This is a genomic window from Rhizobium sp. P1_C7, assembly GCF_056406295.1.
On record NZ_JBFUAL010000005.1, the window covers coordinates 217,957 to 239,209 of the forward strand.

Genomic DNA, 21,253 nt, shown 5'->3' on the forward strand with positions numbered 1-21,253 from the left:
TTTTACGCATTGACTCGCACTATGTGCGGGGAACCCGAATTTACGTGAGAGAGGTTCGAATGAACGACGAAGACCAGGACGACAAGACGAAGGAACTGCCGCTCGGCAAGGAAACGGAGGCGAACCTTTTCAAGTCGCGTTCCATCTTCATCTATGGACCGATCAATCAGGAACTGGCGCAGAAGGTCTGCTCGCAGCTCGTGGCGCTTGCTGCAGCCAGCGACGACGATATCCGTATCTACGTCAATTCGCCCGGCGGTCACGTCGAGTCCGGCGATTCGATCCATGACATGATCAAGTTCATCAAACCGAAGGTCTGGATGATCGGCACCGGCTGGGTCGCTTCTGCCGGAGCGCTGATCTTTGTCGCGGCTCCGAAGGAGCGGCGCCTTTGCCTGCCGAACACGCGCTTCCTTCTGCACCAGCCGTCCGGTGGCACGCGTGGCATGGCGTCCGACATCGAGATACAGGCTCGCGAAATCATTAAGATGAACGAGCGCCTGAACAAGATCATGGCCGCGGCTACCGGCCAGACCTATGACAAGATCGCAGCCGATACCGACCGCGACTACTGGCTTTCGGCCGAAGAAGCGAAGATCTACGGTCTCGTTTCACGAGTCATCACCTCGCAGAGCGACATCTGATCGCACGAATGGAAAGCGCCCTTGCTCGCCGGACAGGCGGGCGAGGCGCTTTTTGTTTCTGTTCCTCCTACGGGACGAGGCAACAGCCCGGATCGAGGCTCGGTGGCGATCTGGTCCGGCGATCGTTGGAAGCTGCTCGACGCGTCGTCGCCAAGCAATCTTTGTGGTTCGACGTGCACAACAGCCGCAAAATTCAGCGATACGGCCGCAATAGCGACATTCTGGCCTTGCGTGACGCTGTCCGATCCGGCTCCATCGCCACGTCTTCCGCAAGAGTCCGGTCATGCTTAAAGATTTTTCCGTTCAAAGCCTCTTCATGGGCATTCTCACGGCCTTCGTCGGCTTTGCCAGTTCGTTTGCCGTCGTGCTGCACGGCCTGCAGGCCGTGGGAGCCAGCGAAACGCAGGCTGCCTCCGGGCTGATGGCCCTGTCGATCTCGATGGGCCTTTGCGCGATGGTTCTCAGCGTTGCGACGCGATTGCCGGTCAGCATCGCCTGGTCGACGCCGGGGGGAGCGCTGCTTGCCAGCACCGGTCTTGTTGAAGGCGGCTTCAATGCCGCAGTCGGGGCTTTTCTCGTGTGTGCCGCCCTGATCGTGATCGCAGGCCTGTTTCGTCCGCTCGGCCGGGCCGTTGCCGCTATTCCCGCGTCGCTTGCCAATGCCATGCTGTCGGGCGTGCTGATTGGACTTTGCTTTGCGCCGGTGAAGGCGATCGGGTTCAATCCGTTGCTCGGGCTGCCGATCGCGCTGGCCTGGATCGTCGTCGGTGCCTTCAAGCGGCTGTGGGCTGTGCCTGCAGCTCTCGCCGCCTTCGTGCTGGTGCTTGCCTTCGGCGTCGATATTCCGGACGGTGCGCTGGCGTCTGTCGAGCGGTCCTTGCTGCCGACGATCGAGTTCGTGGCGCCGGTGTTCAATCTCCCGGCCTTCATCTCGATCGCGCTGCCGCTGTTCATCGTGACCATGGCGTCGCAGAATATTCCGGGTATCGCCGTGCTGAAGGTCAACGGCTATGAGCCGAAGCCGGGGCCGCTCTTTGCCGTGACGGGACTGTTCTCGCTGCTTTCGGCGCCATTCGGCGGACACGCGGTCAATCTGGCGGCGATCACGGCGGCCATGTGCGCCGGGCACGACGCGCATCCTGATCCTGCGCGCCGCTATTGGGCGTCGCTGATCTCGGGCATCGGTTATGTCATTATCGGCCTTTTGGCCGGGGCGGTGACGGCTTTCGTGGCCCTGGCCCCGCCGATCCTGATCCAGGCGGTGGCTGGTCTGGCGCTCGTCGGTGCCTTCTCCAGTTCTGCCATGTCAGCTTTCCAGGCACCCGAAACGCGCGAGGCTTCGGCGATCACGTTTCTCGTTACCGCCTCCGGCGTTTCCTTCGGGGGCATTTCGGGCGCTTTCTGGGGACTGCTGGCCGGCGGGCTGATGATGGCGCTGTCACGCTTTGTGCAACTGACAAAGAAATAATCTGGGGGTTGCCAGTTTTTTATCCTCCGGCTATAAGCGCGACCATGAAGAACACGGGCATCATGATTTCTGAGCAGATTGCACGCGGGCGAATCGCCTTGCGTGACAATACGCGCGCCCTGACATCGCTTCTTCTCCTCGGCCTTACGCGCGGTTGCCGGGTCCGTTGAGGAGCGCCCGGCGGCCGAAAGCCCGCCCGGCCATAGCTCCTCGCGCCAATCCCCAGAATTGATCAACCGGATGCTTTTGCTCCGGATTCGTCATCGCCAAGCAGCACTCCATAAGCTATTACGCGGCTGGCCATATGACGGGAAGAGGAAGAGAAGACATGGACACGAAGACCCGCTCCCAGACCAAGGGCATGCCCGACGCGGCGATGAAGTACCGCCCCTATCCGCAGGTGAACATACCCGACCGCACATGGCCGACGAAGACGATCACCAAGGCGCCGATCTGGTGTTCTGTGGATCTGCGCGACGGCAACCAGGCTCTGGTCGACCCCATGGGCCACGACCGCAAGGCCCGAATGTTCCATATGCTTTTGGAGATGGGCTTCAAGGAAATCGAGATCGGTTTCCCCTCCGCTTCGCAGACGGATTTCGACTTCGCGCGCTGGTGCGTCGAGGAAGGCAATGTGCCTGAAGACGTTTCGCTGCAGGTTCTCGTCCAGTGCCGGCCCGAGCTGATCACCCGCACCTTCGAGTCGCTGCAGGGTGCCAACCGTCCGATCGTCCATTTCTACAATTCGACCAGCGAGTTGCAGCGCCGCGTCGTATTTGCCAAGGATGTCCAGGGGATCAAGCAGATTGCCGTGGATGCGGCCAAGATGATCAGCGACATGGCGGCCAAGGCCGGCGGCGGCTACCGTTTTGAATATTCGCCCGAGAGCTTCACCGGCACCGAGCTCGACGTCGCGCTGGAAATCTGCAACTCGGTCATCGAGGTGATGAAGCCGACGCCTGACAACAAGCTGATCATCAACCTGCCGTCCACCGTCGAGATGGCGACGCCGAACGTCTATGCCGACCAGATCGAGTGGATGTGCCGCAACCTCGACAACCGCGAGAACCTGATCATCTCGCTGCATCCGCACAATGACCGCGGCACCGGCGTTGCCGCCGCCGAACTGGCATTGCTGGCCGGCGCCGACCGTGTCGAAGGCACCCTCTTCGGCAACGGTGAGCGGACCGGCAACGTCGACGTCGTGACGATGGCGCTGAACATGTTCACCCAGGGCGTCGATCCCGAGATCGATTGCTCCGACATCGTGCGCATGAAGGAAGTCTTCGAATACTCGAACCAGATGGTGATCGGCGAGCGCCACCCCTATGTCGGCGAACTGGTGTACACCGCCTTCTCCGGCTCGCACCAGGATGCGATCAACAAGGGCATGAAGGCGATCAAGGTCGCCAATCACCCTGTCTGGGAAGTGCCGTACCTGCCGATCGATCCGCAGGACGTCGGCCGCTCCTACGAAGCGATCATCCGCATCAACTCGCAGTCGGGCAAGGGCGGCATCGCCTATATCCTGCAGCAGGATTACGGTCTTAACCTGCCGCGCAACCTGCAGGTCGAGTTCCGCGAGGAGATCCAACGCATTACCGACGAAGAGGGCAAGGAATTGCCGTCGAAGCGCATCTACGACCGATTCATCGAGCGCTACGTGACGCAGCCTGCGGGACGCATCAAGTTCATCGACCACCACACCTACGCCGATCCAGACCGCAAGGGCGTTCGCGTCGTCGCGGCCGAGATCACGGACAACGGAGAGACCAAGCGTATCGAAGGCAGGGGCAACGGACCGATCGACGGCTTCATCGATGCGCTCTCGCATTATCTCGGCATCGAAATGTCGGTTCAGGATTATTCGGAGCATTCTCTGCAGCACGGCTCGAACGCAGCCGCGATCTCCTACGTCGAGACGTCCTACCCAGGAGGCAAGCTGTTCGGTGCCGGTATCAGCACAAACATCGTGGGGGCGTCCCTGGAAGCAATCGTATCGGCGGCCAACCGCGTGCTCGATGTGAAGGCCGGCAAGGCCTGACCCTCAAATAGAGAATGGCAGGTGCCTTTTGTGGCGCCTGCCGCCATTGCCTCCCGGTTCAGATCGCCGTGGCAATCTGCATGGCAAGTTGGCTGAGCGAAGCCTCGGACGAGGGGCCAACGAGAACATAGGACGTGCCGGCATTGTGCCAGGCGACCAGGCCGATCTCGTCGCGGATCGTTTCCCTGAAGTCTTCCGTATCTGCCGGCTGGCTGTCCTTGCGGAAGGCGATCGTGGCCACATCGCCATCGGCGCTGGTGTAGATCAGCTGGCCTGCCGGTCGGTCGTCGGCCAGAACGACCCGGGCGCCCTGAAAGGTCCAACCGTCGGCAGCCAGATCCGGCACTCGGAATGCAACGCCCACGGCGGTGGTCAACCAGTTCGAGATCTCCTCCGCCTGGGAGGCGGGCACCTCGACGAGGTGGCGCGGCTGGCGCGCCATTAGGCGCTGGTAGGCGAGGATGTCACTCAGCCATTCGTTCGGCTCCGACGGGGCGGTTGCCTCTGCCGTCTGAGTGGCCGGGACGCCGACACGGCTGTTTGCCGCAAAATAACCGATGCCGCATCCGGCGACAAAAAGGATGATCGCCGCTGCCAGTGCCTGTGGCCCGGTGGGCGCGAGCTTCAGCGACGGGCGCGACAGGCGCGGTGCAAACGGGGCCTTGGGCGGCTGCACGCTCTTGATCGAGCGAACGAGCGCCAAGGGCACGGGCTCCTTGAGGATGTCGTCGAGGCGGCGCTTGCCGAAATCGGTGCCGTGGCGCAGCCTGTCGTAAAGGCGTCTTGCGCTGTCATCGGTCTGCAGCCGCTGTTCGAGTTCCAGCTTCTGTTCCGGTGTCGCTTCTCCGTCAAGGAGAGCGGTCAGTTGTGCATCGAGTGGCAGTTTTTTGAAATCGAGCAAATTCAATACCTATGGGAATGATCGTCGGCGAGGCTCGCGAAACGTGCTTTTGCGAGCGCCAGTTGTGAGGCTATGATTGATGCCGCAACGCCCATGATGTCTGCGGCCTGTTGATAGGTGTGTCCTTCGACTGCGACGAGCAGGAATGCGCTCGCAATGCCTTCCGGCATTTCGGCAATCATCTGGTGGATTGCATCGGAATCGAGCGCCGATGCGCGCTCGCGGACCGCATCGCGGATATCCGTGACGTTCGTTCGTGGTGCGGCGTGCGCCTTGCGCCTGCGGCTGTCATCGGCCCATTGCTGGCGCAGCAGCGTGTAGACCCTGCTTTCCAGCCGGCCTTCTCCCTGCCACTGATTGCTCTTCCCGATGGCCCGCTGACATGCCGCCTGCACGAGTTCGTCGGCGCTGGCTGCGTCGCCTGCAAGGGTCATCGCGAACCGGCGCAACCGGGGCAAAAGACCCACAAGGTCACGTCTGATATCGATGGTCGTCACGGGTTGACGCATAGTCTTTCCACATTGAGCGCATGGGCATTCGGGCAATCGCCGGGATGAAATCGATTTATATCGTCTCTGTGTCCTTTATGAAACAAATCGCGGATGCTGCGCAAGCACAAGCCGAGTTATCCCACGGGTTCTCAAAGCTTTTCTTCGTTCCGCCGGTTCGACGGGGCTCAATATGTTCGATAACCATTCAGCGATTGAAGAAGCGAGCGGTAGGCCCACGTGTTCTCGCCGCCGCGATCGCGGATTTCGACGAGTTGGACACGCGCTGCCTGTACGTCACCCTGTTCCATGAAAGCTTGTCCCATGTATGACCGCGCAAGAATATAATTCTGATCGGCCAGCAGGGCCTTGCGGTAGTACGACATTCCCAGCTCCATGCGGCCCGCCTTGCGGTTTGCATAGCCGAGATAGTTGAGGATGCGGGGATCGTTCTGGTTTTCGGCAAGGCGAAGTACGGTGATCGCATTCTCGTATTGTCCGGCGTAGGCAAATTCCCGCGCCGCCTTGTAGAGATCGTCGTCGTTGAAGCTGCTTTTCTTCGGAACGACGCATTCCTTCTTCTTCTTGTCCCAGATCTTGCCGCCGGCGCATTTGGTTGTCGTCTCGGTCTTCGGCGGCGGCTTGGTTTGGTCGGTCTCTTCGCCTGCGGCGAAGGCTGGGGCTGAAAAGGCGAGGGCGAGACAGCCGGCCAGGGCGAGGCTGCGGAAGCGATAGGCGGAATACATGCCGTAACTCCGTAAGTGAGCTGAGGTGTGAATTGTACGCCGAGCTCGCGAAATACCAAGAGGGTGCGTGCAGGATGTTGCGATGGCTGCGACGATCTTCAGGCGGCGAATCAAGTTGTGGCCAAAATGATTCCGTCCGCCGAGCTAAGCCCTGAAAATATTGACACTTTCCTGGCGTACGTCGGTGCCGTCGGCGTTGAGGCTGAAGCGCTCCGCCTTCAACTCCCAGGCTCCGGGAGAACCACCGATGCTGAAGAGGTTGTAGGCTGCCGCAGGCTTCATGCCACCTGGACCCTGAGACGCGGAGGCTATTCCGACAACCGGTACCGGCGCAGTCTGGCCACGAAGCCAGTGGATTGTATTGAGATGCGTGTGGCCGTGAAGCACGAGTTCGGCGCCGCCGGTCGAAATCATGGCGGCAAAGCGACGGATCCCGATCATCCGCTTGTGGAAGGACGTCGCGCCCCGGATCGGCGGATGATGGATCATCACGACGCGAAAGAGACCGGCTTCGCCGGCGGCCCGCAACATGTTGACGGTGTCGCGGGCCTGCCTGCTGCTGAAAAAGCCGCTGGCTGCAAACGGTGGTGTGGCGACAGCGGTCGAGCAGCCGACGATTGCGACTTTGCCCCGGACGCGCAGATAAGGAAAAATGTGGCGACCTTCTTCCCATTCCGGCGGAGCAAGGTCACCTCGCACGTAGTCATACCAGGCGCGCATCGACTTTTCATAGGCGCCGGGAACATAGGCGTCATGGTTGCCGGGAACGACCGAGTTGTCGGCCGGATCGCCAAGCTCTCTCAGCCATGCGGCCGCGGCGCGAATTTCGATGCCGCTGGCGAGGTTCACGAGGTCGCCGGTGACAGCAAGATGATCGACCTGCCGGGCGCGAATATCGTCCAGGAGAAGATCGAGGGTGCCACCGAAAAGGTGCTTGCGCCGATTGCGATGCCAGTTCACAAAGCCTGTGATGCGTTTGGAAAAGAGTTCGCGGACGGAAAGGCGGGGCAGGGGCCCCAGGTGGATGTCTGAGATGTGCGCAAGCTTGAACATGGGTTCACACATAGCCCAGGATGACTGCAATTCAAACACATCTGCTTGAACGTATTGATGGAATTGGAAGAAGCGTGAAACATATCCGCCCCTGGCAATCGCGATTGCTTATGCGTGTCGTCCATATGTACTTTGCCGTAGCGCGAGGCATGACCATGGGCGTTCGCGCCGCCTGCTTCGATGTGGACGGCCGGATCTTTCTGGTGCGGCACAGTTACGTGCCTGGCTGGCACATGCCCGGCGGCGGGCTCGAGCGCAGCGAGGTGGCCGAGGAAGCGCTGGTCAAGGAACTGCGTGAGGAAGGCAATCTGAAGATCGTCGGCCGCCCACGGCTTTTTCAAGTGTATTTCAACACGTCGGCCAGCAGCCGCGACCACGTGCTGTTCTACCGGGCAACAGTCGAACAGACAGCACCCCGCCCGCCGGACCGTGAAATTGTCGAGTGCGGGTTTTTCGCGCTCGACAATCTACCGCAGGGGACGACCGACGCCACATTCCGCCGGCTGGCGGAGCTGGCCGGCGAGTGCGAGCCCGCACACCTCTGGTAGGTACTGTTCGCTCAGGCGACGGCGCCTGCCCGGCGCAAGCAAAGGCTGTGGCTGTCTTCATGCGGCTCGGGCTTGTCATTCCTGCGCGGCTTGGCGCTACAGTTCGAGCTCCGGTCCGCTCGGCACGATGCCGGTCGGGTTGATGGTCCTGTGGCTGCGGTAGTAGTGGTCCTTGATATGCCGGAAGTTCACCGTCTCCTTGATGCCGGGCGTCTGGTAGAGGTCGCGCAGATAGGCGGCGAGGTTCGGGTAGTCGTCGATCCGGCGGACGTTGCACTTGAAGTGACCGACATAGACGGCGTCGAAACGCACCAGGGTGGTGAACAGGCGCCAGTCGGCTTCCGTCAACCGGTCGCCGAAGAGATAGCGGCCCTTGCCGAGGCGTCCTTCCAGCATGTCGAGTGTTTCGAACAGCTTGACCACACTTTCCGCGTAGGCGTCCTGGGCCGTCGCAAAGCCTGCCTTGTAGACGCCGTTGTTGACGGTGTCATAGACGATGGCGTTCAGCTCATCGATCGCCGGACGCAGGTCGTGCGGGTAGAGGTCGGTCGTCGAACCCGTGAGGTGATCGAAGGCGCTGTTGAACATCCGGATGATTTCGGAGGATTCGTTGTTGACGATCGTGCCGCTTTTCGTGTCCCAGAGAACAGGAACCGTGACGCGCCCGGAGTAGTGAGGATCCGCTTTGACGTAGATGTCGGAGAGCGCCTTTGAACCGAACAGCCGGTCGCCCGTGGCGCCGTCGCCGACCCTGAATTCCCAGCCTTTCTCCAGCATCAGCGGATCCACGACCGACACGGAAATCATGTCCTCGAGGCCCTTCAGCCTGCGGAAGATCAGCGTTCTGTGCGCCCACGGGCAGGCCAGCGAGACATAGAGATGATAGCGTCCGGCTTCCGCCTTGAAACCGCCGACGCCGGTGGGGCCAGCGCTGCCGTCCGGAGTGATCCAGTTGCGAAACTGCGAAGCCGCGCGCTTGAAATGACCCTTGCTTTCTTTCGTGTCGTACCAGACGTCATGCCAGACGCCGTCAACCAGCATTCCCATTATTCTGTCCTTCATTTCTTTCGTTGCCGCCAAAGATATCGCAGACTGCCGGACTTTGCAGGGCGGCAAAGATTGAACACTGCGTCACGTCATGTCGTTTCGCGCGTTTTTTCCATTGGACGAGGGAAATTTTTCCTGCTATCGGCCTTTTCACATTTTGGAACCCGATTGATGTTTGCACCAAGAAACCCGCGACGACGCTGATGCTCCCGAACGCCTCAAGGCGTGCTCGAGATCCGTTGTTTTCGTCTATCCGGTTTCTGTCTCATCATGCACAAGCACGATCTGGTCTACCTCACTGAGGATGCGTCGCACGACGCCGCTATCGAACACATCAACGAAGAAGCATTCGGTCCCGGCCGCCATACGCGCGCGGCTGCCCGTATCCGCGAGCAGGGACCGCACGATCTGTCGCTGTCCTTTATCTGCGCCGACGATGGCGAGACGATCGCTTCGGTCCGGATGACGCCCGTGATGGCGGGCTCGCTTGCGGGACACCTGCTCGGACCACTGGCGGTCCGGCCGTCGCACAAGAGCCGGGGTATCGGCCGCGAACTCGTCAGGATTGCGATCGAGGCGGCGAAGCGGCGGGGATCGGAAGGTGTCATTCTGGTCGGAGATCCGCCCTACTATGGTCCGCTTGGCTTCGAAAAGGTTGCCCACAACGCCCTGGCGTTTCCCGGTCCGGTCGACCCCGCCCGTATTCTGGTGGTTCCGCTCGCCAGGGATGCGCATGCGCGACTAAAGGGCACCATCGCCTGGAGAAAGTAAACTGCGCTGTCACGATCGCCATTGCCTTGAGGGGCGCTTTGCTCGATCTTTCATGAACTTGAGGAGAGTGTCGCCTTTCAATCGATGAGGCCCTGGATCGTGCAGAAACGGGTCGGTTCCAGCGCAGGCTTCTTGCAATCTTCGGGCTTGTCTGGACCGCGGATGCCATGCAGGTCCTCGCCGTCGGCTTTACTGCGGCGTCGATTGCCGCGACGTTCGGGTTGACGGTGCCGCAGGCATTGCAGACGGGGACGCTCTTCTTCCTCGGCATGCTGATCGGCGCTTTCGCCTTCGGTCGCCTCGCCGACCGGGTCGGGCGACGCAAGGTGCTGATCCTCACGGTTTCCTGCGACGCGGTTTTCGGTGCGCTGTCGGTCTTTGCGCCGGGTTTTGCCAGCCTGCTTGCCCTGCGTTTCCTGACGGGCATCGCGGTAGGAGGCACCCTTCCGGTCGACTATGCGATGATGGCGGAGTTTCTTCCAGCGAAAAGCCGCGGCCGCTGGCTCGTGGCACTGGAGGGCTTCTGGGCCATCGGCACATTGATCGTGGCGCTGGCTGCCTGGGGTGCCAGCGTTGCCGGGGTGCAGGATGCCTGGCGGTATATCTTCGCGGTCACGGCGCTACCGGCAGTCATTGGCCCGGCTTTGCGGTTCTTCGTGCCTGAATCGCCGCTTTATCTGCTTCGCACGGGCCGGACCGATGACGCCAAGACGATCGTCAATCGCGTGCTGACGCTGAATGGCAAGGCGCCGCTGGGGTCGCAAGACGAGATCGCCGTTGCGCCAAAGGGCGCGTCAGGTGGAATATTCTCCGATGCCCTTCGCCGCCGCAGCGTCCTGATCCTTGCAATATGGTTCCTCGTCTCCGTTTCCTACTACGGTGTCTTCACCTGGATGCCTGCAAAGCTTGCCGGCGACGGCTTCGGTTTCGTCAGGGGATACGGCTTTCTGGTTTTCGTGGCGCTTGCGCAGCTGCCGGGCTATGCGCTCGCGGCTTACGGCGTCGAAGCGTGGGGTCGCAAGCCGACGCTGATCGGGTTCTGCCTTCTGTCGGCGGTCGGGTGCCTGCTTTTCGTGGTCTCGGCAAACGATCTTCTGGTGGGCACGTCCTTGCTGATCATGAGTTTTGCCCTGCTCGGCACATGGGGCGCACTTTATGCGTACACCCCCGAACTCTACCCAACCGCCCTGCGGGCAACCGGCATGGGAACGGCCGGTGCGATGGCGCGGCTTGGCGGTCTCGTCGCGCCGTCGCTGATGGCGCTTGTCGTTGCCGAGGGGCTCGCGATTGCGATCGGGCTCTTTGCCGGCCTGCTGGTTCTGGCAGCCCTCGCGGCAATGGCGATGGATGCCGAGACGCGACAGACGGCCCTTGGCTAAGCCTTCGAGCGGCTTGGAGGCTTCGATCCGGCCCGGGCCTCAGAGCGCAACCAGCACCTTGCGTAGGAAGGTCCGCGTGCCGCCTTTCGGGAAATCCGGCAACTCACCGAAAATCTCGTATCCCTGCCTGAGATAGGCGCGCAGCGCCTGCGGGTTGAACGTGTCGATCCAGGCGCTGTGGCAGCCGCGCCGCGCCGCTTCCTCCTCCGCCTTGGCGAGGATCTTGCCTGCCAGTCCTTTGCCGCGTTCGCCTTCGGGAATGTACAGCAGCTGGGTGAACAGCCAGCCCCATGCCGTGTAGCCGGACAGGCCACCGGTCACCTTGCCGTCTGTATCTCGAATGAGAACTGCGAGCGCTTCGCGACCCGATGCGCCGACCTCGATGGTGTTGAAGGCGCTCAGCCTGTCGCCGATCGCGGCGAGGTCGTCGGGCGAGGGGGAGCCGGTCAGCTCGAACATGGCCAAAGTGTCAGCGTCCCTCACGCCACCACATCGCGCCGAAAGCCAAAAGAAGAATGCCGACGCCGGCAAAACCCGCAAACAGCGGCAGGGTATTGATGCCCTTGAGCACCGTCTCGCTGGTCAGGTGAATCTGCATGCGCTCGCTGTCTGCGACCCGTATCTGGCCGCGCACCGGCAGGATCGGCGGGATGGTGATCGCGCCGCCTTGATCCGAGACGCGCGTGACCAGACCCTTGGTCTTGTCGGTGATCGGCTTCAGGGCGTCGGCCGTCGAGATCATCGCCTTGAACTCGGGCGCGTCGACAGCGCCGACATGCACGAGCGTGGTCATCTCGCCGTTGCGGATCTCGAACAGGCCGATTTCGTCCATCTTCTTCTCGGCCTTGAACAGGCCGGGCTCGGATTGTGTCAGCGGCAGGGTTTCCGTGCGGCCCGAGGGATAGCGGACCGTGGCGCTGCCGGGGTTGTCGCCGATCGTCTGGCGGGTGATCTCCAGCGTGCGGCCGGAGGCACGCGCGGTCAGCGCCTCTTCTTCCAGCGCCGGCTCCTTCATCAGCCAATGGGCGATGCGGCGATAGAGGGAGACATGCGGACCGCCACCTTCGAAGCCGCGTGCCCAGAGCCAGCCCTGATCGGACAGCAGCATGGCGACGCGGCCCTGTCCGGCGCGGTTGAGCACCAGCAGCGGATGATTGTCGGCGCCGACCATGACCGTCTGGCCTTGCGGCGGCTCGACATCGACGCTGCGGAACCAGCGGCCCCAATGCGGCGGCTCGTCGGCCGAGCCATCGAGACCGCGCGTGACCGGATGCTTGCGGCCGTCTTCCGAAAGGCGAGGGTAGAAGGCCTTTTCGATCATCTGCCCGGTCGGTGCGGCCGGCAGGACGGAGGAGAGCGGCGTCAGCGCGATCGAATCCTGGCCCGCATGTTCGGGACCGGCGGCGATCAGCAGCGCGCCGCCGTTTTCGACGTACTGCGAGATGTAGTCGTAGTAGAGGATCGGCAGGACGCCGCGATGCTGGTAACGGTCGAAGATGATCAGGTCGAAATCCTTGATCTTGTCGACGAACAGTTCGCGTGTCGGGAAGGCGATCAGGGACAATTCATTGATCGGCGTGCCGTCCTGCTTTTCTGGTGGGCGCAGAATAGTGAAGTGGACCAGATCGACGGCCGCGTCCGACTTCAATAGATTGCGCCAGGCGCGCTCACCGGCGTGGGGCTCGCCGGAGACGAGGAGAACGCGCAGGTTCTCGCGGATGCCATCGATGACGTGGACGGCGCGGTTATTCGCTTCGGTGACCTCGCCGGGCAAGCCCGCAACCGAAAACTCAAGGACATTGCTGCCGCCGCGCTCCACCTTGAAGGAAAAGGGCGTATCCCGGCCGGGCGTGGCCTGCAGCGTGGCGATCTCGTCGCCGTTGAGCTTGACCGTGACGTTTGCGGTGCCGCCGGGGCTCGGGCCATCGTCGAAGACCCGCAGCACGAGTTGCTGCTCCTCGTTGACGATGCCGAAACGCGGGGCCTTGATGACCTCGATGCGCCGGTCGAATTCATTGGCCTTGCCGGTGATGAGGCCGTGAATGGGGGCTTCGAAACCGAGTGCCTGATTGACGCCAGGCACATCGTGTACCTCGCCATCCGTCAGCATGATAGCGCCGCCGATGCGGGCGGGCGGGACGTCGGCGACGGCTGCCGAGAGCGCGTTGAAGAGGCGGGTGGAGGGAGCGTCGGAATCTTCCGGCTCCGTGGCATCGACATAACGCGCCTCGATATCAGGGAAGCGCGCCAGGCGATCCTTCAATTGCGCCAGCGCATCGTCCGTCATCCTGATGCGTTCCGGCGTCTGCTGGCTCTGGCTGCGGTCGACGATGACGGGAACCACGGTCGAGAGCTGGTCGCGGTCTTCCTGTAGCAGCAGCGGGTTGGCCAAGGCTGCCAGGAGCGCCAGCGCCGCAATGCTTCGGACCCATGCGCCACGTATGCCGCGCCAGATGGCAAATGCCGCGATTGCAACAGCGAGAACGGCAAGCGTCGCCAGGACCGGCCAGGGGACGAAGGGCGAGAAATCAATTGTCATGTCATTGCCCCAGCCGTTCCAGGAGGGCGGGTATGTGAACCTGGTCCGTCTTGTAGTTGCCGGTGAGCATGTACATCATGATGTTGACACCACTCCGGTAGGCATATTCGCGTTGCATTTCATCCGGCGGGACCGTGGGCAGCAGCGGGGTGCCGTTTTCGTCCACGGCCCAGGCACCGGCGAAATCGTTTCCGGTGATCAGGATCGGCGAGACGCCGTCTGCCGTGGCGGTCGACTTCGCGTTGGCCGCGCGATTTTCCTGTCGTGCCTCGATCCAGAGCGGGCTGCCGGCATAGCGGCCGGGGAAGCTGGAAAGCAGGTAGAAGGACTTTGTCAGGACGTGGTCCGAGGGCACAGGTTCGAGCGGCGGAATATCGAGATTGGCAAGGATCTGCTGCAGCCGTTCGCCGTTGGCGCTTGCGGCGCCGCCGCCGGTATCGAGTGCGCTGAACTGATCGCGGGTGTCGAACAAAACCGTCCCGCCCGAGCGCATATAGGCATCGATCCTGTTGATGGCCGCAGCCGAGGGCATCGGTGCCGTGGCGGAAACCGGCCAGTAGATGATCGGATAGAAGGCGAGCTCGTCCTTCGTGAGGTCCAGCCCCACGGCCGGCGCCGGCTCAAGCGTCGTGCGGAACGTCAGGAACTCCGTCAGACCTTCAAGGCCCCGCTCCGATATGCGATCGACGTCCTGCTCGCCGGTGACGACGTAGGCGAGATGCGTATTGTCCAGCCTCTGGAATATCTGGCCGTCGCCAGGCTTGGCGTCGTCCGCGCTGGACTGGCCCGGCTGCAGGAAGAATGCGGCGCTGATGGCCACGGCGATCAGCGCGGCGGAGCGGACCGCAGGTCGCATGCGGGAGAAGGCGCCGCTCATCATCATCACGATCAGGCTGTCGGCGATGAGCAACAGGAAGGCGATCAGGAACAGCGCCGGCTTGGCAGACCATGTCTCGCCGCCGATCAATCCTTCACGGACGACCGTGATACCGCTCGCGTCAAGCGTCTTCAGTTCCGTGTTCTTCGGCAGCACGTTCAAGGCGGTGAATCCTTCCTCGGAGCCATAGAGACCCGGCGGATTTTCGAAGCCGGCGAGCGGCGTGACCTTGGCATTTGGGATCAGCGGCCGCGCGGAGCCGGTCTCGGTCGTCAGTGCGCCCTTCGCCGTCAACAGGCGGAAGGGAGGGAGCGCTTCGGCCGTGGTCGCGCCGCCGCCTTCGGCGGTAACACCGCCAGAACGGGAGAGCTGCACGAGGCGCCGCAGCATCTCGACGAAATTGCCCGATATGGGAAGATCAGACCAGGTGGCTTCGGCGCTGACGTGGAAGAGCACGATCCGGCCCGCGTTGATCGGCTTCATCGTCACCAGCGGCGTGCCATCGGCAAGGCTCGCCCAGGTTCTCTCGGCAAGGTCAGGCGTCGGCTCGGCGAGCACCTGACGTTTGATCGTGACATCGGTCGGCTTCGCCATGCCGGCAAACGGGCCGAAGTTGGGGAATTCGGCAAGCGGTTGCGGCTCGGCCCAGGAGAGGGCGCCGCCGAGGGCGCGCTCCCCCTGGCGAAGGGTCACCGGAACCAGCGGATCGTCGGCAGGTGCGGCGGCAAGGCGCGGCCCGGCGAAGCGCAGCAGTGTGCCGCCATTGGCGATCCAGCGTTGCAGGGGCTCGTAGGTTTCCTGTGGCAGGCGGCCGATATCGGCCATGACGATGACCGACGGGTTCTGTGACAGCAGTTCCGGAATCGCGGTCGCCAGATCGGGCGTGTTCGGCTCGATTAGGTCCGCATAGGGCTGCAAGGCGCGCTGGATATAGTAGAGCGGCGAAAGCAGAGGCTGGGACGTATCGCCGGCTTCGCCCGAAAGCAGAACGACCCGCCGGCGCTTGAAACCGTCGTCGAGCAGGTGGACAGCGCCAGCCGTCGGGTGGTTGTCGATGCTGATGCGGGCGAAATCGTTGCGCATTTCAAAGGGTGCTGCGATGGCGCCGGTGGCGACTGCCTGTCCGGGCTGGAAATCGACAGAGCCCGAAGCGATCGCTCGGCCCTGGGCATCCTGTGCCGTCAGCGGGAGGGACGCTGCAGCCGAGCTGTCCAGCCGCGTTGCCGTCACCGTCATCGCGTCGGCAGCATTGTTCGCCGCGGTAATCGCGACGGTTCCGGTCGCATCTCCGGTGATCAGCCGCAGCTGCGCCGGCTGGAGATCGGAAAGCTGGCGGACGATCGTGTCGTCGTCCTTCGATGCCGCGCCATCAGTCAGAAAGGTGAGCGTGCCGGGGTGGACGCCGTTGAGGGCCGCCCGCAATGCCTCGAAGGCACGCTGGCGGTCCGGCACCAGCGGCTTCGGTTCGGCGGCGCGCAGTTTCTCTCGCGCTACAGCAGCGGTGCCGGGCACCGCGTCGTTGGTCTGGTCGGCGGTGAAGGCGATGGCCACCGGCGCGCCCGCGGACTCGGCATCATCGATCAAGGCGTCGGCTGTCTGGACGCGGCGTGCCCAATCCGGAGAGGTTGCCCAGCCGTTGTCGACCAACAGCACCAGCGGACCGCCTGAGGCGAGCGAGCTGGTGCGCGGGTTGAAGACCGGATCGGCAATCGCGAGGATCACCGCGCTGGCAAGCAGCATGCGCAGCAGCGTCAGCCACCAGGGGCTCTGCGCCGGCGTCTCCTCACGCTTCAAGACGGTGGCAAGGATCTTGAGGGGTGGGAAAACTTCGGTCTTCGGGCGAGGCGGGGTCAGCCGCAGCAGCCACCAGATGACCGGCAGCGCGACGAGCGCGCCGAGGATCGCAGGATAGGCAAATGCGAAGGGTAGGGCGTTCATAGCTGCCCTCCGTGCGTGGCCTTGCCGGGCATGCCGGACAGATGCATATGCACGGCAACCAGCGCCTCGGAGGCGAGGTGATCGGTGCGATGGCTTACGAAGGTCCAGCCGAGATGGCGCAGCGCCTGGCCGAGGTCGTCGCGCCTCGCGAGGTAGGCTCTGCTATAGGCGTCGCGAACGTTTTCAGCGCGACCGGACGTCAGCTTGGCGCCGGTCTCCGGATCGGTGAATTCGGTCCTGCCGTTATAGGGGAACAGCTCTTCGGCCGGATCGGCCACCTCGATCACGTGGCCGCGCAGGCCGCGCCGCGCGAGCGGGCCGAGCCGGGCCATGATTGCCGGCGCATCGTCGAGAAAATCGCCGATCAGCACCAGATCGCTCCAGCCGCGGATCATCGCGGTTTCCGGCAATCCGCCGGTCAGCGGCGCATGCATCAAAGCAGCGGCAAGGCGCTCGGCCGCATTGCGGGCGGAGATCGGCTCCATGACGCCGGGGCATCCGACGCGTTCGCCGGAGCGCGCCAGGATGTCGGCAAGGGCAAGCATGATCACCAGCGCCCGGCTCTCCTTCGATGCATTGCCGAAGGTCGATTTATACATCATCGACGGCGACATGTCGGCCCAGAGCCAGATGGTGTGGGCGGCCTCCCACTCGCGGTCGCGGATATAGGTGTGATCGTCGCGGGCGGAGCGGCGCCAGTCGATGCGCGACAGGCTCTCGCCCTCTGTATAGGGACGGAACTGCCAGAAGTTTTCGCCGATACCGCGCTTGCGGCGGCCGTGCCAGCCGGCAATCACCGTGTTGGCAATACGCTTGGCCTCCACCAGGCAATCGGGCACCAGGCTGGCGCGCTGGCGCGCGCGCGCCAGCGCGTCTTTGCCCGGGGTCGGATTGACGATCTGTCCGATAGATGCCACGCGTGAGGCTTCCTTATCCCTTGGCCTGCTTGACCAGACCGGCGATGACGTCGCGGACCGACATTCCCTCGGCGCGTGCCGCGAAGGTCAACGCCATCCGGTGCTGCAGGATCGGTTCGGCAAGCGCGTGGACGTCGTCCAGCGACGGCGCGAGGCGGCCTTCATAAAGGGCGCGGGCGCGGGCGCATAGCATCATCGCCTGGCCGGCGCGCGGGCCGGGGCCCCAGGCGACGTTCTTGTCGGTCGACGCATTGCCCTGACCGGGGCGGGCAGAACGCACGAGCGCGAGGATGCCGTCGACCACCTTGTCGCTGACCGGCATCTGGCGGATCAAAGTCTGGATCTCGATCAGGCGCTCGGCATTCAAGACCGCTTGCGGCCTGGTTTCGCCCAATCCCGTCGTTTCGAGCAGGATCTGCCGTTCGGCGGCAAGTTCGGGATAGTGAACGTCCACCTGCAGCAGGAAGCGGTCGAGCTGCGCTTCGGGAAGCGGATAGGTGCCTTCCTGCTCCAGCGGGTTCTGGGTCGCAAGAACATGGAAGGGGCTCGGCAGATCGTAGCGCTGGCCGGCGACCGTGATGTGGTACTCCTGCATCGACTGCAGCAGTGCGGACTGCGTGCGCGGCGACGCGCGATTGATCTCGTCGGCCATCAGCAATTGTGCGAAGACCGGACCCTTGACGAAGCGGAAGGAGCGGCGGCCGCTCTCGTCCTGGTCCATCACTTCGGAGCCGAGGATATCCGACGGCATCAGGTCCGGCGTGAACTGGATGCGGTTTGCGCCCAGTCCGAGCACTTCGCCGAGCGTGGTGACAAGTTTGGTCTTGGCGAGCCCCGGCACACCGACAAGCAGCGCGTGACCGCCCGAAAGAACGGCCAGAAGCGTGTTTTCGACCACGCTTTCCTGACCGAAGATGACCTTGGATACCTCGCCGCGAACGGCGGCGATATCGGCAAGCGCTTTTTCGGCTGCGGCGACGATCGCCTTTTCATCGAGGGGGGCGTCGGTCTTCATCATACCCATCAGGTATCTCCAGCGGCTGATATCATTCGTCGCGAATCGGCGGACTTACACGTGTGCCTCATACCCGATAGAGTTATGAAGATGTTGCGGGCTGACAAGTTCGTTTCAAATGACTATCTCGTGACGTTAATGCGTTAAGGGCAAACCGGGACGGAAGAATGGCAGCCGAGGATATCAGGTCGACAGCGGATGCGGCAGATCTGGCCGCGCTTATTTCTCGTGCTGCCGGCGATAGCGGCGACAGGAAACGGGGGCCTGCGCCGGTCGACAAATGGAATCCGCCCTTCTGTGGCGACATCGACATGGAAATCCGCGCCGATGGCACCTGGTTCTACATGGGAACGCCGATCGGCCGGGCGCCGCTTGTCCGGTTGTTTTCGACGGTACTGCGCAAGGACGATGACGGGAAGACATACCTTATAACTCCTGTGGAAAAAGTGGGGATCAAGGTCGTCGATGCGCCGTTCGTGGCCGTCGAGATGAATGTTTCCGTGCGCAACGGCGAAGCGCTCCTGACCTTTCGCACCAATGTTGGCGATGTGGTGGAGGCGAGCGATGAGCATCCGTTGCGCTTCGTCATCCACGGCGGCAACAATGAGCTGAAGCCCTATCTGCATGTGCGCGGGCGGCTGGAGGCGCTCGTCTCGCGAGCCGTCATGTACGAACTTGTCGAACGGGGCGAGACTTGCACTGTCGACGGCGTCGAGATGTTCTGCGTGCGCTCGGGCGGACGGAGCTTTCCTGTCATGCCTGCCGACGAACTGAATGCGTTGTCGCGATGAGCTATGTGCCGACCGATCACCGATCGCTTTATTCGGCGGCTGAATTCCGCCGCCGGGCGCTGCATCAGGCTGGCGGACCGGTCGATCTTTCCTGGCGCAATCACGGCGATCACATACTCAACCCGGAGATCGTCGCGCAGGTGGAAGCCTTCAAGCTGCGCGATGCCGCGGTTCTGGTGCCGGTGGTCGATGACGGCGACGAGGCGCATGTGATCTTCACCAAGCGCACCGCGACGCTGCGCAAGCATTCGGGCCAGATCGCCTTTCCCGGCGGCAAGATCGATGCCGACGACGTTTCACCGGAACAGGCGGCAATCCGGGAGGCTGAAGAGGAGATCGGGCTCGACGGTTCGTTTGTCGAGACCGTCGGCCGGCTGCCGAACTACCTGGCGTCAACCGGCTTTCGCATTACTCCGGTTCTGGCGGTCGTAAAGCGCGGCTTCGAGCTGAAACCCAATCCCGATGAGGTTGACGACGTCTTCGAGGTGCCGCTGTCGTTCCTGATGAACCCGTCCAACCATACCCGTGACAGACGCATGGTGGACGGGCTCGACCGACATTTTTATCGGATGCCCTATGAAACATGGATGATATGGGGCATCACGGCCGGCATTGTCCGCACCCTCTACGAAAGGCTTTATGCATGACCAACCTTGCTCAGGAAGCATGGTTCAAGGACCCGGCGCTCGAGCGCGTGTTTGCGCTGCTCAATGCCGATGGCGGCGAGGGACGGGTGGTCGGCGGGGCGGTGCGCAACAGCCTCATGGGGCTGCCTGTCAACGATATCGATGTGGCAACGACGCTAACGCCCGAGATGGTGGTGGAGCGTGCGAAGGCCCTGGACATCAAGGCGGTGCCAACGGGTATCGATCATGGCACGGTGACGCTCGTGGTCAACGGCAAGCCATTCGAGGTCACGACACTGAGGGCCGATATCGAAACGGACGGGCGCCGCGCCAAGGTGGCATTCAGCACCGACTGGCGCACTGATGCTGAGCGACGCGACCTGACCATCAATGCGCTCTATGCCGATCAGCGAGGAGATATCGTCGATCTGGTCGGCGGGCTTGCCGATATCGAAAAGCGCAACATCCGCTTCATCGGCGATGCCGCGACGCGCATTGCGGAGGACTACTTGCGCATCCTGCGCTTCTTCCGGTTTTTTGCCTACTACGGTTCGGGGCGCCCGGATGCCGACGGATTGCGGGCGTCGGCTGCTGCGCGCTCGAAGCTGCGTTCGCTTTCCGCGGAAAGAGTATGGTCGGAGCTTCGCAAGCTTCTGTCCGCCGAGGACCCGGGCCGGGCGCTTCTCTGGATGCGACAGGCGGGCGTGCTCACCGAGATCCTGCCGGAGACCGAAAAGTGGGGTATCGACGCAATCCCGGCGCTGCTTGCAACCGAGAGGGCACTCGGCTGGAAGCCGGATCCGCTTCTTCGGCTTGCCGCGATGGTGCCGCCTGATGCCGCGCGTCTGGAGAAGATGGCAGCAAGGTTGAAACTGGCGAACGCCGAGGCTGCCTTCTTGAAAGCCTGGGCAACGTCAGCGCCGGTCAATGACGAGGTGTCGTCGGCTGCCTTCGACCGGCTGCTTTATCGCAACGGAACGGACGGGATTGTGGCAAGAGTCAAGTTGGCGCTCGCCGTCGCACGCGCCAAGGCGGAGGGCGAATTGAACGAAATGTCCCGTTCAGCCCGGCTCGGCAAGCTTCTCGATCACGCCAAGCATTGGAAAAAGCCGTCCTTTCCATTGAACGGCAGCGATGTCATGGCCGCCGGCATTCCCTCCGGTAGACGCATTGGCGAAATCCTGTCGGACTTGGAAAACCAGTGGGTCGAAGAGAATTTTGCGGCCGACCGGGCGGCGCTGCTCGCCCGGCTCGGTGAGCGGGTCAAATGATCAGGCCGCAGTCGCTTCGTTGCGGATACGGGCCTTGATGTTGTCCACCATGTTTTCGCGGATGACGGTTTCCCCGTGCGCACCCTTCATGTGCTCGACTGCGCGACGGACAACTTCCGCATCATCGTTCGCCCGTGTATGCCAACTGCATCCGGGCACAAGCGTTCCACATTCGAATAGCCTCATTCGT

Annotated in this window: 20 protein-coding genes; 9 read left to right on the forward strand and 11 right to left on the reverse strand. The window is 62.7% G+C overall.

The window, feature by feature from the left end:
- Nucleotides 1-59: 59 nt before the first annotated feature.
- The 3 genes from AC1D2R_RS09825 to leuA all read left to right on the forward strand — a co-directional run bounded on the left by AC1D2R_RS09825 (nt 60) and on the right by leuA (nt 4,156).
- Nucleotides 60-644: an ATP-dependent Clp protease proteolytic subunit gene (locus AC1D2R_RS09825; protein WP_477967092.1), complete on the forward strand. Its 585-nt coding sequence runs from the start codon at nt 60-62 to the stop codon at nt 642-644.
- A 283-nt stretch (nt 645-927) separates the two neighbouring features.
- Entirely contained in the window at nt 928-2,112 is a 1,185-nt protein-coding gene (locus tag AC1D2R_RS09830; RefSeq protein ID WP_477967093.1) for a benzoate/H(+) symporter BenE family transporter, read from the forward strand.
- Between the two features lie 328 nt (nt 2,113-2,440).
- A complete protein-coding gene (gene leuA / locus AC1D2R_RS09835; protein WP_477967094.1) occupies nt 2,441-4,156 on the forward strand; it encodes a 2-isopropylmalate synthase in 1,716 nt (571 codons plus the stop codon).
- A gap of 58 nt (nt 4,157-4,214) precedes the next feature.
- Here leuA and AC1D2R_RS09840 read toward each other — a convergent pair whose 3' ends face one another.
- The 4 genes from AC1D2R_RS09840 to AC1D2R_RS09855 form a co-directional block, all read right to left on the reverse strand.
- Nucleotides 4,215-5,057, reverse strand: a complete 843-nt coding sequence (locus tag AC1D2R_RS09840; RefSeq protein WP_477967095.1) for an anti-sigma factor family protein — start codon at nt 5,055-5,057, stop codon at nt 4,215-4,217.
- Nucleotides 5,058-5,059: 2 nt separating this feature from the next.
- On the reverse strand, nt 5,060-5,566 hold the full coding sequence (locus tag AC1D2R_RS09845; protein ID WP_477967096.1) for an RNA polymerase sigma factor: 507 nt from the start codon (nt 5,564-5,566) through the stop codon (nt 5,060-5,062).
- 167 nt (nt 5,567-5,733) lie between these two features.
- On the reverse strand, nt 5,734-6,291 hold the full coding sequence (locus tag AC1D2R_RS09850; RefSeq protein ID WP_477967097.1) for a tetratricopeptide repeat protein: 558 nt from the start codon (nt 6,289-6,291) through the stop codon (nt 5,734-5,736).
- Between the two features lie 144 nt (nt 6,292-6,435).
- On the reverse strand, nt 6,436-7,374 hold the full coding sequence (locus AC1D2R_RS09855; protein WP_477967247.1) for a metallophosphoesterase family protein: 939 nt from the start codon (nt 7,372-7,374) through the stop codon (nt 6,436-6,438).
- Nucleotides 7,375-7,454: 80 nt separating this feature from the next.
- Here AC1D2R_RS09855 and AC1D2R_RS09860 point away from each other — a divergent pair, with 80 nt between their 5' ends.
- Nucleotides 7,455-7,892 carry an NUDIX domain-containing protein gene (locus AC1D2R_RS09860; RefSeq protein ID WP_477967248.1) on the forward strand — a complete coding sequence of 146 codons (438 nt, stop codon included), beginning with the start codon at nt 7,455-7,457 and terminating at the stop codon, nt 7,890-7,892.
- Between the two features lie 96 nt (nt 7,893-7,988).
- Here the strand turns inward: AC1D2R_RS09860 and AC1D2R_RS09865 are convergent, their stop codons facing one another.
- The gene (locus AC1D2R_RS09865; protein WP_477967098.1) at nt 7,989-8,939 is read right to left on the reverse strand and encodes a glutathione S-transferase family protein; all 951 of its coding nucleotides are present in this window, start codon (nt 8,937-8,939) and stop codon (nt 7,989-7,991) included.
- 270 nt (nt 8,940-9,209) lie between these two features.
- On the opposite strand from AC1D2R_RS09865, the gene AC1D2R_RS09870 reads away from it, so the two are divergent.
- Together AC1D2R_RS09870 and AC1D2R_RS09875 are read left to right on the forward strand one after the other, a co-directional pair.
- Nucleotides 9,210-9,710 (forward strand): GNAT family N-acetyltransferase, encoded by a 501-nt coding sequence (locus AC1D2R_RS09870; protein WP_477967099.1) that lies wholly within the window; start codon nt 9,210-9,212, stop codon nt 9,708-9,710.
- Between the two features lie 80 nt (nt 9,711-9,790).
- Nucleotides 9,791-11,089 (forward strand): MFS transporter, encoded by a 1,299-nt coding sequence (locus AC1D2R_RS09875; protein WP_477967249.1) that lies wholly within the window; start codon nt 9,791-9,793, stop codon nt 11,087-11,089.
- 39 nt (nt 11,090-11,128) lie between these two features.
- On the opposite strand, the gene AC1D2R_RS09880 is transcribed toward AC1D2R_RS09875, so the two are convergent.
- From AC1D2R_RS09880 to AC1D2R_RS09900, 5 genes are read right to left on the reverse strand one after another with little or no spacing between them, the layout of a single operon-like run.
- Nucleotides 11,129-11,554, reverse strand: a complete 426-nt coding sequence (locus AC1D2R_RS09880) for a GNAT family N-acetyltransferase (protein WP_477967250.1) — start codon at nt 11,552-11,554, stop codon at nt 11,129-11,131.
- Nucleotides 11,555-11,558: 4 nt separating this feature from the next.
- Nucleotides 11,559-13,628 carry a hypothetical protein gene (locus AC1D2R_RS09885; protein WP_477967100.1) on the reverse strand — a complete coding sequence of 690 codons (2,070 nt, stop codon included), beginning with the start codon at nt 13,626-13,628 and terminating at the stop codon, nt 11,559-11,561.
- Between the two features lies 1 nt (nt 13,629).
- Nucleotides 13,630-16,443 (reverse strand): DUF4159 domain-containing protein, encoded by a 2,814-nt coding sequence (locus tag AC1D2R_RS09890; RefSeq protein WP_477967101.1) that lies wholly within the window; start codon nt 16,441-16,443, stop codon nt 13,630-13,632.
- Nucleotides 16,440-17,360, reverse strand: a complete 921-nt coding sequence (locus tag AC1D2R_RS09895; RefSeq protein ID WP_477967102.1) for a DUF58 domain-containing protein — start codon at nt 17,358-17,360, stop codon at nt 16,440-16,442. The genes AC1D2R_RS09890 and AC1D2R_RS09895 overlap by 4 nt, the downstream gene beginning before the upstream one ends.
- 13 nt (nt 17,361-17,373) lie before the next feature.
- On the reverse strand, nt 17,374-18,384 hold the full coding sequence (locus tag AC1D2R_RS09900; RefSeq protein ID WP_477967103.1) for an AAA family ATPase: 1,011 nt from the start codon (nt 18,382-18,384) through the stop codon (nt 17,374-17,376).
- 158 nt (nt 18,385-18,542) lie between these two features.
- Between AC1D2R_RS09900 and AC1D2R_RS09905 the strand changes: the two genes are divergently transcribed.
- The 3 genes from AC1D2R_RS09905 to AC1D2R_RS09915 are packed head-to-tail and all read left to right on the forward strand — an operon-like array spanning nt 18,543 to nt 21,063.
- On the forward strand, nt 18,543-19,166 hold the full coding sequence (locus AC1D2R_RS09905) for a DUF1285 domain-containing protein (RefSeq protein WP_477967104.1): 624 nt from the start codon (nt 18,543-18,545) through the stop codon (nt 19,164-19,166).
- Nucleotides 19,163-19,813, forward strand: a complete 651-nt coding sequence (locus AC1D2R_RS09910) for a CoA pyrophosphatase (protein WP_477967105.1) — start codon at nt 19,163-19,165, stop codon at nt 19,811-19,813. The genes AC1D2R_RS09905 and AC1D2R_RS09910 overlap by 4 nt, the downstream gene beginning before the upstream one ends.
- Nucleotides 19,810-21,063: a CCA tRNA nucleotidyltransferase gene (locus tag AC1D2R_RS09915; RefSeq protein ID WP_477967106.1), complete on the forward strand. Its 1,254-nt coding sequence runs from the start codon at nt 19,810-19,812 to the stop codon at nt 21,061-21,063. Before AC1D2R_RS09910 ends, AC1D2R_RS09915 begins: the two co-directional genes overlap by 4 nt.
- Here AC1D2R_RS09915 and AC1D2R_RS09920 read toward each other — a convergent pair whose 3' ends face one another.
- The gene (locus AC1D2R_RS09920) at nt 21,064-21,249 is read right to left on the reverse strand and encodes a DUF1059 domain-containing protein (protein WP_477967107.1); all 186 of its coding nucleotides are present in this window, start codon (nt 21,247-21,249) and stop codon (nt 21,064-21,066) included.
- Nucleotides 21,250-21,253: the final 4 nt, after the last annotated feature.